The organism is Candidatus Nomurabacteria bacterium (assembly GCA_023898625.1).
Classification (GTDB): domain Bacteria; phylum Patescibacteriota; class Saccharimonadia; order Saccharimonadales; family JAGQNJ01; genus HK-STAS-PATE-36.
This window is the reverse complement of record CP060231.1, coordinates 733,669-747,088: the sequence shown is the minus strand read 5'-3', so window position 1 is coordinate 747,088 and position 13,420 is coordinate 733,669. Positions and strand designations below refer to the sequence as shown.

Here is a 13,420-nt window from a genome sequence, read left to right as displayed (position 1 = left end):
ATACTATTAGGGTTGCTAATATTATTGAGGACTCTATTGTGTTAATAGATACACAAATTTATCCTAAGGAGTTACAATATAGGTCATGGACTATTCAGAAAAAGCACTGCAACTACACAAACAACTAAAGGGTAAGATTTCAATCGAACTTAAAGATGGTTTAGATACTAAAGATCAACTTAGTACATACTACACCCCTGGAGTAGGAGCGGTAAGTAGCCATCTTGCCCTCCATCCAGAACAGACAGCTGAATATACATGGACTAATAATACAGTGGCTGTAGTTAGTGACGGTTCGGCTGTTTTAGGGCTTGGCAATATTGGCCCCGAGGGCGCTCTACCAGTTATGGAGGGCAAGGCTATGTTGTTTAAGCATTTTGCAAACATTGATGCTCTGCCAATTGTTTTGGATGTTCACTCGGCAGACGAGATAGTCGCCACAGTTAAAGCAATTGCCCCTAGCTTTGGCGGAATTAATCTTGAAGATATTTCTGCCCCACTTTGCTTTGAGGTAGAAGATAGACTAAAAACGGAACTATCTATCCCGGTTTTTCATGATGATCAACACGGTACAGCAATTGTAGTACTTGCAGGACTGATAAACGCTATTAAAATCACCAACAAAAATTTAGATAACTCACGTATCGTTGTTGTAGGAGCGGGCGCAGCTGGTACGGCAATAATTAAACTTATTAAATTATACGCCAACCCCGAAATTTTAGCCGTAGACAGCAAAGGTATCATCAGCAAAGAGCGTACCGACCTTAATGACGAAAAGAAAAAACTGCTTGAATTTACTAACAAAAATAATGTTAACGGAAGCTTAGAGGATGCACTAAAAAATGCTGATATATTTATTGGCGTATCCAAAGGTGGCTTACTAAGCGCTGAACATATAAAAACCATGGCCAACGATCCGATTATTTTTGCAATGGCTAATCCAACCCCAGAAATTATGCCAGACGAGGCTAAATCTGCCGGGGCATCAGTTGTCGCTACTGGACGAAGTGACTTCCCTAATCAAGTCAACAATGCCCTAGCTTTCCCTGGTATTTTTCGGGGAGCACTAGATAATAAAGTACAAAAAATTACAGACGAGCATAAGCTTGCTGTAGCTAAAACAATTGCCGGTCTGGTTGAAAACCCAACACCTGACGAAATTATTCCATCAGTTCTTGATAAACGGTTAGTGCCAGAAATTGCCAAGGTTATTGTTTAACCAAGCACACGAATCACTTCGTCAAGCGTAGTTTGCCCCGCACAAACCTTAAGAATTGCGTCATGACGCATTGTCTTCATGCCACTCTTTATGGCTGCCTCTTCAATTTGTTGTGTCGTTGCGCCAGAGCTACTGTTTTGCATTAATTTTAAAATTTCACCGGTCATAATAAACTGCTCTCTTAGGGCGAGTTGTCCTGTAAAGCCATAAGGATTATCTGCAGACGAACCTGGTTTGTAAAGTTGTAGCGCACTTAGATTTGGCTTTTCAAAGTCTTCAGGCAAATCTGATAAAGCCCTAGATATATAGTCTTTCTCTTTATCAGAAGGCGTGTAGGCCTGTTTAGTATTGTCGTCTAACTTTCTAACTAGTCTTTGCGCCATAACTAACCGAATTGCAGATGCAAATAACGGGTTAGCGCCAATAACATCAACCAGTCTAGTTAGAGCTGCAGAGGCTGAACCAGCATGGAAGGTAGATAGCACTAGGTGACCTGTTAAGGAGGCTTGCAATGCAGTTTTAGCAGTATCCATATCTCGCACCTCACCAACCATTACGATATCAGGGTCAAGACGTAATACAGCCCGCAATTTTTCGGCAAAATTTACTTCTTGTGTACCTTTGCTATTGACTGGAATCTGAGTTAATCCCTCAAACTGATACTCAACCGGATCTTCGATAGTAATAATCTTTCGGCTATCATTATTAAGGGAATTGAGCATCGAATAAAGAGTTGTGGTTTTTCCAGAGCCGGTGGGCCCAACAACAAGAACAAGGCCAGTTGGTTTGGCAATAATATCGTCTACTATTTTTCTTTCCTCGGGATTAAGTCCTAATTTATCGAGATTATACATATCTTGGCTTAAGTTAAACAGCCTCATAACTATATCCATGCCATGGATTGTTGGAACGGTTTCGACTCGTAAGTTAACATCCACATCCGCACCATCTGCCATCCTAACTCTTTGGGCAATATGACCTTGTTGAGCATCTGGCGCCTGGGTCGATAAGTTTGCCGAGCTAGCAATAGCAGAAACTAAAATTCGATATTTCTCTGGAGTCATTCTTGCTATTGGGTGGAGTACACCGTCGATTCGGAATCGAATCCGTACATATCCTCGCTGGTTTTCAGTGTGAATATCGGATGCCTGTAATTTATGAGCTTGATGTACTAGATAAGCCAACATGTCATCAGCGCGTACCTGTTCAAGCATTTGAGAAACCCTCTGAATAAGATCCTCGGTTCCGGCGTTAGTAATACTAATATCCTCGTATTCTACCTTCCGTGGAGGATCATATAGACGCATATATTCTCTGTATCCACTATCAGAAATTAACGCAAAATTTGTTTGTTGGTCTAAAAATCGTTGCTTGAAGCTAGATATTGTAGTTTGAGATGTTGTATTAGTGATACCAAAAGTAATTGAATTTGAGTCTGCTTGAATAGGGATAATTCGTAATCTGTAAAGCTCATCTTTGGATAAGACATCCTTATACAGAATTTTATTGGTAATTTGAGAGGTATCGATATATGGCAATCCCAATATGCGAGCACGTTTTAAAGTTGACTGTTCATCATCAAATCGAGCATCTTGACTCATTGTTCATACCCACCAATCTGAACCACATTCATATGTCTCTATTTAAACACAAATGATACACTATGTGAATGCGTGACATTGTAATAATAGCAAACGACATTAGAAGTACCCACAATGTTGGATCTTTGTTACGTACTGCAGATGGATTTGGAGTTAGTCATTTTTACCTGACTGGGATTACGCCGTACCCTACCATTGACTCTGATCAACGTTTGCCACATATCAGCCAAAAGCTTACTAATCAAATCAAGAAAACAGCCCTTGGAGCAGAAAATTCCATTTCTTGGAGCTATGAAGATAACCTCCAGCAACTACTAAGAAAGCTAAAAAATGATCGGTATACAATCATTGGACTAGAGCAGTCTAGTAATAGCATAAAACTAAATGACTACCAACCGCCAACTAAATGTGCCCTGCTACTTGGCACTGAAGTTGACGGCATCCCTCACGACCTATTAAACCAATGTGACGATATTGTTGAGATTGCCATGTATGGTCAAAAAGAGTCCTTTAATGTAGCCCAAGCTACTGCTATTGCTCTATTTGTCTTGCGAGAAGCTTAAGCTTGTTGTATAGTTAAACCATGAGTCGCGCCAAGTCGCCAAAAACAAAAAAACACAATAACTTAAAACCAAATCATCGTCACACCAAAGAATATTTAAAGCATTACTACCCATTTATTCCGCTTTTTGCAAGTATTGGTTTTTTAATCATTGTATTGTTTAGTCCTTTCCAAAAAAGCAACCAAGCCGTATTAGGCGCGTACTCAAACATAACTCCCCAGCAGTTACTAAGTGCAACTAATACACAACGTCAACTTACGGGTGAGAACGCTCTAACAATTAATCCTCAACTGCAAAACGCCGCACAAAACAAAGCAGAGGATATGGTTAACCGAAACTACTGGTCGCACAAAACGCCAGAAGGTAAAGACCCTTGGGTGTTTATTGCAAATGAAAATTATCAATACCAAAAAGCTGGAGAAAATCTAGCATACGGATTCAATGACAGCGCCTCAACAATAGATGGCTGGATGAAAAGTGAGTCACATAAGCGCAATCTCCTTGATAAGGATTTTACGGAAGTAGGTTTTGGTATTGCTGATAGTAACAACTTTAACGAAAGTGGTCATTCAACAGTAGTAGTTGCGATGTATGCTGATCCGTTGCCTCCTGGCTCAGTTAGTAGTACTCAATCCAATCAGACTCATATTTTAGGCGATAGTAAGTCAGTATTAAATGCCAATAAATACACTGGATCGACATGGGGCATCTATTTAGTAGGAGCGATTATAGGCGTGTCTGTAATGTATCTCGCAGGGGCGCATGGTAGTAGCCTTAGAAAAAAAATAAAAAAGGGAGAGAAGTTCATAATAAAACACCCCTTACTCGATAGTGCGGTAATCTGTTTGATTGCATTAGGGGTCATTATGCTACGTTCGGCAGGGCAAATTTTATAACTATGGTCCTAGGCTAGATATACCTACTTTATTGCAATATTCTCTTCCCCAACCAAATATTTTAATTGTTCCATAACTTCATCCGAAATGTTTATTTTAAATGGTAGTTTTATGGCCTGTTTTTTAGACTCTTTACCGAGAACTAAAATAACCTCAGAATCGCCTTTGTGTAAGGAGACAATCTCTTTCAATTCAATAAGCTTAGCATTATCCGATGCATCGTGAAGTCTAATGTATAATTTTTGTTCCGGTTTAATTGTTCTTTTCACCTCTTTCATTTTAATCCGTGACTCTTTAGGAGTACGTTTCTTGCGCCCGGTGGGTTGGTATGCCTCGGCTTGCTCTAACGTAACCTGCCTGGCCTCATCAACAATTATTTTGACGTCGTCACCTATTACTCCAGACTTATCTTTTGCCGAAACCTTTCCTTTTACAATAACAACAGTATCTTTGTTCCATATTCCAATAGTTTGCTGAAACACGCTAGGGAAAACTATTAGCTCAATTTCTTTCTCTCCGTTAGTCAGCTGAATAAATGCCATCTTTTGGCCACTTTTGGTTACAATCTCTCTGGCATCAATTACCGATCCTCCTATTGCGACTACTTTAGAGTCGTGACTTGGCTTGATCTGTTTAATATCAACTGTAGTTTCGGCAAGAATGTTTTTGTATGCATCAAGTGGGTGCTGAGAAATATATAAGCCCAATAACTCTCGCTCCCAAAATAATTTATCATTAGAATTATAGGAACCAACAATTGGACCAAGTGTTAATTCTGGTCTAGCCGATTCACCATCTAAGTTACCGAATAGATCGGTTTGGCCACTATTTTGTTCTTTTTGAATCTTTGAAGCAAAAGCCATAATCAAATCAAGGTTATCAAGTAACTGCAATCTATCTGCCAAACTATCGAATGCGCCAGCCTTAATTAAGCTCTCTATATTTTTTCTATTAACTATACTTGGGTTTACATTTGCAAAAAAATCATCGATTGTTTTGAAGTTTCTGTTTTGTTGTCGGACTCTTAATATCTCTTCCACCGCATTCGTACCAACATTCTTTATAGCACTCATCCCAAATCGGATTTGCAATGACTCTGGAACAACAGCAAATTCTAAGAACGATTCATTAACGTCTGGTTGCAAAACCTCTATACCCATATTGCTACACTCTTTAATCTCTATGGCTAATCGATCAGTATCACCGTAAGCACTAGTCATCAATGCCGCCATGAAGGCCGAAGGATAATGTGCCTTTAAGTATGCAGTTTGATAGGCAATGAGCCCATAGCAAGCAGCGTGAGATTTATTAAAACAGTATGCAGCGAAATCTTCTAATTGCTTCCAGAACTTCTCCATTACAGATTTACTGATTCCAGATTGGTTTTGGCCACCAACAATCATTTTATCTTTCATTTTGGCCATCAGTTCAGCATTCTTCTTGCCAATAGCCTTTCTTAATGTGTCAGCCTCACCACCACTAAAGCCACAAACCTCTTTGCTTATCTGCATAACCTGTTCTTGATAAACTAAGACTCCATAGGTGTTTTTTAATGCATTTTCCATAGAAGGGTGAGGATATTGTATCTTCATTGTTCCACGTTTTCGTCCGATAAATTCATCAATAAACTGCATAGGTCCCGGTCGATACAAAGCAACCATCGCTACAACATCTTCAAACTGCGAAGGCTTTAGTTCTTTTAAATAACGCTTCATACCCGCTGACTCCAACTGAAATACTCCTGTTGTATCGCCGGCTTGTAATAGTTTGTATGTTTTATCGTCGTCTAAAGGCAGATTGTCGATATCAATATCTTTACCATGAACCTTTTTTATAATTCTCAGTGCGTTTTTTATTATCGATAAGTTTGAAAGTCCTAAGAAATCCATTTTGAGCAACCCCAGCTCCTCGATTGGCCCCATTGAGTATTGAGTAGATATCACCCCCTTTTGCGCCCTCTCAAGTGGGGCATACTTCACTATATCATCAGGTGCAATTACAACGCCCGCCGCATGAACTCCATGAGATCTTATTGTTCCTTCAAGTTGAGTGGCAAAATCAAAGACTTGCTTGGCGACTGGGTTATTTTGATATTCTGATTTTAGTTCAAAATTATCTTCCAGAGATTTTTTTAGAGGTATGTGTCGCCCCTGAACTGGAGGTGGAATCATCTTAGCTAGCCTGTCGGCATCAGCATATGGAACATTTAGTACCCTTGCGGTGTCACGTACAGCATTTCGCGCAGCCATACGACCAAAAGTAACAATATTCGCCACCCTTTCCGAGCCATATTTCTCAACACAATATTGTATAACCTCATCTCTGCGAGTATCTTGGATATCTATATCGATATCTGGCATAGAAATACGATCTGGGTTTAAAAACCGCTCAAACAGCAAATCGTATTGCATCGGGTCAAGCTCAGTGATGCGCAAGGCATAGGCAATAATCGATCCTGCCGCGCTTCCACGACCTGGACCAAAAACAATACCTTGGTTTTTCCCCCAATTAATAAAATCGGAAATTATTAAGAAATACCCATTGAAACCCATTGTATCTATGACCTTCAATTCATATGAAGCTCTTTCGGCAATATTGTCAGGTAAGGTTTTCTGAGCCTTGGATACTCCTAACTCTTTTGATTTTTCAAAAGATTGATTCCCGTACCTCCAAGCTAAACCTTGGTAAACTAACTTGTGCAGATAGGTCTTTTCGGTTTCTTTTTTGGGGACAGGAAATTTTGGTATCAAAATATCGCCAAGCTTTATCGAAACACTGCAACGATCGGCAATTTCTTTGGTATTTATAATTACCTCAGGATGTTCTGTTCCCCACCTTTTAATAATTTCTTTAGGGTCAGTAACATGAAGCGGAAACTCCTTCAATGACATACGTTTTTCGTCAGATAATAATGATCCCGTGCCAACACACAACAATACCTCATGAGCGTCTTGGTCTTCGTGTTTCAGATAGTGAGCATCACAGGTGACCACCACTTTGATGTTCAATTCTTTACCGATTTGAAGAACTTGCTTATTAATCTCTCCCTGCTCTTCGTTATATAGTGGATTATCTGGATGTCCGTGATCCTGGATCTCCAAATAATACCGATCTTTGAAAGTTTTCTGGTACCACGTAGCAATCTGTTTGGCTGTTTTGTATTGTCCATTCTTCAATGCGTCGCCAAGCTCACCCCCCATACACGCACTTAATGCGATGACCCCTTCGCTATATTGTTCAAGTAAATCATGATCAATCCGTGGGAAATAGTAATACCCGTCGAGATTTGCAATAGTACTAAGCTTCATTAAATTTTGATAGCCAGTATTGTTCATTGCCAGCAAAATCAAATGATATCTCTGCTTATCTTTTACCGGGTCTTTGTCAGTATGTTTTCGCGAAGCAACATATGTTTCTATGCCAATTATCGGTTTGATTTGTTTTGCTTGTGCTAATTTATAGAATTCGATCGCACCCGAAAGAGTGCCATGATCGGTCATGGCGATGGCTTGCATACCAGAGTCACAGACAAAATCCAATAATTCTGGCAGCTTTGTTAAGCCATCAAGTAAACTATACTGTGTATGATTATGTAAATGAACATAATCACTAGCAACAATCTTATTTCCCATGCAACCTTTAGTATAATAAAAAGTTCAGAACTAAGCGATATCTAAGGCTTGTATTACAACGTATTACTGCTGACTTTTTTCGATTGATTGTTGCACCGTATTGACAGCTGGGCCGATAATTGGAACTTCGTTGAACAATGATAACAGCCAGGCTGTCAGTGCCACAATTATTGCAGCACCAATGATGGTTCCGGCACTAAAGAACATCCCTCTAAGAAAATTCTCTTTATATAATTGTCGACGACTAACATACTGTGTCGTAAACAAAACCTCTAGAGCTCTAGAAGCAACTTGAGCATCCTTGTTGTTTAAGGCTGATTTTTGTTTTTTCATGTAGTTGTTTTGTTATGATGATTGAAGGTACTTTTTAAGCTGATTCTTTGCTGAAGTTACTTCCTTAATCGCTTTTTCTAGTTCTGGATTGGTGGTTTCGCCACCACGAACTGCACTAATTACCTCTTTGGCCTTTACTTGAGCTTTTTGAGCGACATCTAAAGCTTTGTCAAGTTCTTCCTTGCTTCTGCCTGACAAATCACCGGCTTTAGATTTTCCTTTTGTAATCAGAACGTCTAGTTCACTATATAAAACTTTTAGTCTCTTTTCTGCCTCAGCAAAGACTTTTGTTGCAGTGTCTTTGAGGTCTTTTCTGGTTTCTTTTCCACTCTTAGGAGCCGTAAGTATGCCCGCCACTAAACCTACTACTACGCCCAACATAGCGCCCACAGCAAATTTACTTCCATTATTACTAGACATTATTTTGATCCTTTCTTATTAGTCATTTCTGCTACTTTCGAAACAATATTGCTAAATATTCCCGTAATTGCAACTGGGCCAGCTGTCTTTCTAAAATAGCTACTGACAACTTCTACATCATCCATAACCTCATTTGCCTTGTCGGTAATAATCTGGATCTTTTTCATTAACTTGATTACATAAACGGCAATAATAATACATAAAACAAGTAAAATAGCTAAAGTTACCGAGAGTATAACAACCAATATTTCGTATGCGTCCATACTAAGGATAATACTACTCTTCTAGACGTTTTACAAGATACCTTCGAAACTCATCAGATATTGTTGTGTGTGACAGTGCCGTATCAACCAGTGCCTCAAGATACTTTAATTTATTGCCAGTATCATGATATACGCCTTCTATTTGCCTGCAAGCCACTAAATTTTTGGAGCACAACTGATTAATTCCTTCGGATAATTCAATCTCGCCTCGAGCACTAACCTTTTCTTCTTGTAAAATTGGCAAAATATCTGGCGTTAATAAATACCCGCCTACAGAAGCAATATTTGACGGTGTATTATCAATACCAGGTTTTTCGACTAACTGCTCAACTTCATATGTAGACTCATCGATCTTTGATCCCAGCCTAACCATGCCGTATTTATCGGCGTCTGTTCTGTCAACCTCAATCACTGAAATCACGGATTTTCCTGTTTTTTGATAGGTTTTTAGGAGCTGAACAGCACGAGGCACCTCTGATCTAAAGAAATCGTCTGCAAAAAATACAAAGAATGGTTCGTCGCCAAGCAGGCGGGAGGCATTTAGTACTGGTCGAGCATTTCCGCGTGGCTCTCCTTTTTGTCGTATATACACAAAGTTAGCCATTTCTGCTATTTGCTTTATCTGCTCTGCTTCCTTAGTTTTACCCTTAGCGATCAGTTCGTCTTCTAGTTCAACGGCTCGATCAAAATGATCTTCAATAGCTCGCTTTGTGCTTCCGGTTACAATAATAATTTCAGTAACTCCAGCCTGGACAGCCTCCTCTACAATCATCTGAATAACCGGCTTATCGATAATTGGGAGCATTTCTTTGGGCATGGCTTTTGTTTGCGGTAAGAACCTTGTACCAAAACCGGCAGCCGCGATGACCGCTTTTTTTACTGGTTGGTTATGGGTCATTGTTCTAGCTCCTTTGAAATAAGTTGCTTTGCAAGACCAGGATTCGCTTTGCCTCTTGATTCTTTCATTACCTGTCCGACTAGAAATCCCATAACTTTATCCTGCCCAGACTTTAAATCTTGTACGGCCTTAGTATTCTTATCCAGTACCGTTTTTACAAGCTCCACTAACTCATCTTCATCAGAAACCTGTAGCAAATCTCTATCCTTAGCAATTTTCAATGGATCACCACCATTTTTTACAAGATCCTCAATAATTACCTTCGCACTAGTTGAACTTATCTGATTTGACTCAACCAAAGTACACAGCGCAATAAATGACTGTTCGTCAAGCTTAATATCCTCCCAGGTAATGGTCCCAGCGACAACCATAGCCTGAACATCAGATGCTAGCCAATTGGCGATTTTTTTGGCCTGTTCTAAATTTGCCATATCCATAATTTGATACATGAACCTGCCAGGAACAAGATTATCAACAATAGTTTCACTTGTTGAGCCAGATAAATTTAGTTTCTTAAGCCTTTGCCTTAGTTGGTTTGGAGTAAAATTCATACCTTGTTTTACAGACTCAATCTGTTCTTTTGTTAGTACTACTGGTGGCAAATCTGGTTCTGGGAAATACCTATAGTCATAAGCCTCTTCCTTAGAGCGTTGAGAATATGTTTTTTGCTTAGCATCATTCCATCCCCTGGTTTCCTGAATAACCACGTCACCTTTTTCGAGAATCTCGATCTGTCTATTTATCTCATACTCCACAGCTTTATAAACACTCTTAAAGGAGTTTAGGTTTTTTGTTTCAGTACGAGTGCCCAATGTGTCATCTTTACTAACTGAAACATTAACATCAAAGCGCATATTGCCTTGATATAAATCGGCATCTGAAACATCTGCATACCTCATTGCTAAATGAAGCTCTTTAACGTAAGCTTTTGCTTCTGTTGCTGAATGAATTTCTGGCTCAGATACAATCTCCAGTAATGGAGTTCCTGCTCTATTTAAATCAACCAAAGAATAATCCTTGCCTTCAGGATGAGAGTTCTTCCCAGCATCCTCCTCGAGATGCGCCCGAGTGATACCGATTATATGCTTCCTACTGTCTACTTCTATATCAACGTGGCCACCTAAAATGATTGGTTGATCAAATTGAGTAATTTGGTACCCTTTGGGCAAATCTGGGTAAAAATAGTGCTTGCGATCAAACTTACTAAACGATTGAGGGATAGTATTCAAGGCGAAACCCGCCCTCATAGCCAAATCAACAGCAGACTTATTCAAAACCGGCAAGGCACCTGGCATGCCTAAGCAAATATGGCTAATAAGTGTATTTGGTTGGGCGTCTCGTGCATCATTGCTAACGCCCGCAAAAAGCTTGGTTTTAGTCTTTAGTTGAACGTGGCACTCAATACCAATTGTTGGTAGATACCCTTTAATTAGGTAAGGTTGTAAGACAGAATTCATAAAACCTCGAGATCTTTCAATGCTTGTCTAATGCTTGCTAGCGCCACCTTGACATCTTTTTCCTTCAACCTCATCTTCGGATGCGCACTTGCTTTAACTGCCAACTTATGAGCAGCCCACACCCCATCATTATCTGAAAACTTTTTTTGAGCAGATACTAGTTTCTCGCCCATATTTTTACCCTTGTATCGGCGTCTGGATAATGCTTCCTCGAGTAGTTCATCAGCATGGGAAAGTGCTGAAGGCCAAGTTTCTTTATGGGCACAGTATTTGATAATGTTCTTCCATTTTGTCTGGAAATTAGATTTTTTGGTCCGTTTTGGCGCAAACTTAACTACCAAAAAGGCTATTACAAGCACCACGAATACACCAATCAACACCGCTACCAGCATTTCAAAACTCATTTATTTAATTACTCCTTCTATTTGATTTGCAAAAGATAATAATTGACGATCGGTATTCTGTGCAGACATAACCTGGAGTCCTACTGGTAAACCATCAACACTCCCCGATGGCAAGCTAATTGCTGGAACACCTACAAGGTTAGCACTTACTGTCATTATATCTGTCAGATACATCGCCAACGGATCATCAATATTCTCGCCAATCTTAAAGGCCACCCTAGGCGCAGTTGGGCCAACCAATACATCAACCTCTTTTAATGCACTATTGAATTCACCAATCAACTTAGTACGTACAGTCTGCGCCTTTTTATAGTATGCATCATAGTATCCGCTACTTAGAACATATGTTCCTATCATAATTCTTCTTTTTGCTTCTTTTCCAAATCCTTGAGAACGAGACAACTCGTAACTTTCGTTTAATGATTTTGCCCCTTCAGCATGATGACCAAAGCGCAAACCATCATAACGACTCAAATTACTTGATACTTCGGCTGGGCATAAAATATAGTAACAAGCTAGTGATAATGATATTGAAGGCAAGCTGACCTCGACTATCTTGTGACCCTGCTTCTCGATCTTTAAAATAGCCTCTTTGATATTCTTCTTGATTTTCTCATCTAGACCATCTTCAAAAAACTCCTTAACCACTCCTATTCGAAGTTTTTCTTGTTTAACTAGGTCAGCATATGAATTTTTATCACGTTCAATGGTTGTGCTATCTAGATTATCTTTGCCAGCCATAACATCTAGCACTAATGCTGAATCTTCAACCGTTCTAGTAATTGGACCAATGACATCGGTACTACTAGCCATCGCAATCACCCCACTACGGGAAACCAAACCATATGTTGGTTTATAGCCTACAACTCCACAAAAACTAGCTGGCAAACGAATCGAACCCCCTGTATCTGTTCCCAAAGCAAAGGGCGCTAGGTCTAGCGCCACAGCCGAAGCAGATCCCCCTGAAGAACCTCCAGGAACTCGTTGTTTATCATGAGGATTTTTTGTCGTAAAAAAATCGCTGTTTTCAGTACTAGACCCATGAGCAAAGGCGTCAAGATTAGCTTTAGCAACACAGATCGCTCCTTCCGCCTCAAGCTTCTCAATTGCAGTCGATTGATAAGGAGCATCAAAGTTTTTTAGCATATTGCTTGATGCAGTAGTTTTAGCACCAAAAACTAAGAAATTATCCTTTGCAATAAAGGGTACACCCGCTAATCTACCGACTTTTTCCCCCTTTTTTATGGCATTATCAATTTCTTTAGCTCGTTTTTTTGACCGAGATACTATAGGCGCTACGATTGTTTGATATTCTTTAGCTCTATCTATGCGCTTTAATGAATCCTCAACTAATTCAAGTGCACTCAATTCCTGAGACTGAACTCGCTTAGCAATTTCAGCAATAGACAACCATTGTTTGCTCATAATCTATTCAATCACTCGCTTCACTTTAATTTGATTATTCTCTAGGTTAGGTACATTCTTTAATAAATCATCAACTGAAACTCCGTAATCAATAAGTTCGTCTTCTCTTGTTACATTAGTCAATCCGGTAACCTGTGAAGTTGGCTCTAATCCGTCTATATCCACACTAGACAATTGTTCGACATACTTAATAATTTGTTGGAGTTCTTTACTAAATTCATTCAGCTCTTCGGTGGTAAGTTGGATTTTTGAAAGCCTTGCCAATTTTAATACATCATCAACTGTTATCTCTGCCATTTACTAAAGTAT

The 13,420-nt window shown here is 39.5% G+C and carries 13 protein-coding genes; 3 read left to right on the top strand and 10 right to left on the bottom strand.

Features of this window, described 5'->3' with window-relative positions; translation table 11 throughout:
- Positions 1-85 precede the first annotated feature (85 nt).
- A complete protein-coding gene (locus H6793_03770; protein USN95417.1) occupies positions 86-1,219 on the top strand; it encodes an NADP-dependent malic enzyme in 1,134 nt (377 codons plus the stop codon).
- Here the strand turns inward: H6793_03770 and H6793_03765 are convergent.
- Positions 1,216-2,820 carry a type II/IV secretion system protein gene (locus H6793_03765; protein USN95416.1) on the bottom strand — a complete coding sequence of 535 codons (1,605 nt, stop codon included), beginning with the start codon at positions 2,818-2,820 and terminating at the stop codon, positions 1,216-1,218. The genes H6793_03770 and H6793_03765 overlap by 4 nt on opposite strands.
- 68 nt (positions 2,821-2,888) lie before the next feature.
- Between H6793_03765 and H6793_03760 the strand changes: the two genes are divergently transcribed.
- Positions 2,889-3,383: a TrmH family RNA methyltransferase gene (locus H6793_03760; protein USN95415.1), complete on the top strand. Its 495-nt coding sequence runs from the start codon at positions 2,889-2,891 to the stop codon at positions 3,381-3,383.
- A 20-nt stretch (positions 3,384-3,403) separates the two neighbouring features.
- Positions 3,404-4,279 (top strand): CAP domain-containing protein, encoded by an 876-nt coding sequence (locus H6793_03755; GenBank protein USN95414.1) that lies wholly within the window; start codon positions 3,404-3,406, stop codon positions 4,277-4,279.
- A 23-nt stretch (positions 4,280-4,302) separates the two neighbouring features.
- On the opposite strand, the gene H6793_03750 is transcribed toward H6793_03755, so the two are convergent.
- The 9 genes from H6793_03750 to gatC all read right to left on the bottom strand — a co-directional run bounded on the left by H6793_03750 (position 4,303) and on the right by gatC (position 13,408).
- Entirely contained in the window at positions 4,303-7,911 is a 3,609-nt protein-coding gene (locus H6793_03750; GenBank protein ID USN95413.1) for a DNA polymerase III subunit alpha, read from the bottom strand.
- A gap of 63 nt (positions 7,912-7,974) precedes the next feature.
- Positions 7,975-8,244, bottom strand: a complete 270-nt coding sequence (locus H6793_03745) for a hypothetical protein (protein USN95412.1) — start codon at positions 8,242-8,244, stop codon at positions 7,975-7,977.
- A 12-nt stretch (positions 8,245-8,256) separates the two neighbouring features.
- Positions 8,257-8,664: a YtxH domain-containing protein gene (locus tag H6793_03740; GenBank protein ID USN95411.1), complete on the bottom strand. Its 408-nt coding sequence runs from the start codon at positions 8,662-8,664 to the stop codon at positions 8,257-8,259.
- A complete protein-coding gene (locus tag H6793_03735) occupies positions 8,664-8,927 on the bottom strand; it encodes a hypothetical protein (GenBank protein ID USN95410.1) in 264 nt (87 codons plus the stop codon). Before H6793_03735 ends, H6793_03740 begins: the two co-directional genes overlap by 1 nt.
- 13 nt (positions 8,928-8,940) lie before the next feature.
- Entirely contained in the window at positions 8,941-9,825 is an 885-nt protein-coding gene (locus H6793_03730; GenBank protein ID USN95409.1) for a UTP--glucose-1-phosphate uridylyltransferase, read from the bottom strand.
- Positions 9,822-11,282 carry an Asp-tRNA(Asn)/Glu-tRNA(Gln) amidotransferase subunit GatB gene (gene gatB / locus H6793_03725; GenBank protein ID USN95408.1) on the bottom strand — a complete coding sequence of 487 codons (1,461 nt, stop codon included), beginning with the start codon at positions 11,280-11,282 and terminating at the stop codon, positions 9,822-9,824. The genes H6793_03730 and gatB overlap by 4 nt, the downstream gene beginning before the upstream one ends.
- A complete protein-coding gene (locus H6793_03720; GenBank protein USN95407.1) occupies positions 11,279-11,686 on the bottom strand; it encodes a hypothetical protein in 408 nt (135 codons plus the stop codon). Before H6793_03720 ends, gatB begins: the two co-directional genes overlap by 4 nt.
- Positions 11,687-13,111, bottom strand: coding sequence for an Asp-tRNA(Asn)/Glu-tRNA(Gln) amidotransferase subunit GatA (gatA, locus tag H6793_03715; protein USN95406.1), 1,425 nt, complete (start codon positions 13,109-13,111; stop codon positions 11,687-11,689).
- Positions 13,112-13,114: 3 nt separating this feature from the next.
- The gene (gatC, locus tag H6793_03710; GenBank protein ID USN95405.1) at positions 13,115-13,408 is read right to left on the bottom strand and encodes an Asp-tRNA(Asn)/Glu-tRNA(Gln) amidotransferase subunit GatC; all 294 of its coding nucleotides are present in this window, start codon (positions 13,406-13,408) and stop codon (positions 13,115-13,117) included.
- Positions 13,409-13,420 lie beyond the last annotated feature (12 nt).

Excerpts from the sequence above, each read along its gene's own strand:
- H6793_03770 (USN95417.1), top strand. The coding sequence starts at position 86 with ATGGACTATTCAGAAAAAGCACTGCAACTACACAAACAACTAAAGGGT.
- H6793_03765 (USN95416.1), bottom strand. The coding sequence starts at position 2,820 with ATGAGTCAAGATGCTCGATTTGATGATGAACAGTCAACTTTAAAACGT.
- H6793_03760 (USN95415.1), top strand. The coding sequence starts at position 2,889 with ATGCGTGACATTGTAATAATAGCAAACGACATTAGAAGTACCCACAAT.
- H6793_03755 (USN95414.1), top strand. The coding sequence starts at position 3,404 with ATGAGTCGCGCCAAGTCGCCAAAAACAAAAAAACACAATAACTTAAAA.
- H6793_03750 (USN95413.1), bottom strand. The coding sequence starts at position 7,911 with ATGGGAAATAAGATTGTTGCTAGTGATTATGTTCATTTACATAATCAT.
- H6793_03745 (USN95412.1), bottom strand. The coding sequence starts at position 8,244 with ATGAAAAAACAAAAATCAGCCTTAAACAACAAGGATGCTCAAGTTGCT.
- H6793_03740 (USN95411.1), bottom strand. The coding sequence starts at position 8,664 with ATGTCTAGTAATAATGGAAGTAAATTTGCTGTGGGCGCTATGTTGGGC.
- H6793_03735 (USN95410.1), bottom strand. The coding sequence starts at position 8,927 with ATGGACGCATACGAAATATTGGTTGTTATACTCTCGGTAACTTTAGCT.
- H6793_03730 (USN95409.1), bottom strand. The coding sequence starts at position 9,825 with ATGACCCATAACCAACCAGTAAAAAAAGCGGTCATCGCGGCTGCCGGT.
- gatB (USN95408.1), bottom strand. The coding sequence starts at position 11,282 with ATGAATTCTGTCTTACAACCTTACCTAATTAAAGGGTATCTACCAACA.
- H6793_03720 (USN95407.1), bottom strand. The coding sequence starts at position 11,686 with ATGAGTTTTGAAATGCTGGTAGCGGTGTTGATTGGTGTATTCGTGGTG.
- gatA (USN95406.1), bottom strand. The coding sequence starts at position 13,111 with ATGAGCAAACAATGGTTGTCTATTGCTGAAATTGCTAAGCGAGTTCAG.
- gatC (USN95405.1), bottom strand. The coding sequence starts at position 13,408 with ATGGCAGAGATAACAGTTGATGATGTATTAAAATTGGCAAGGCTTTCA.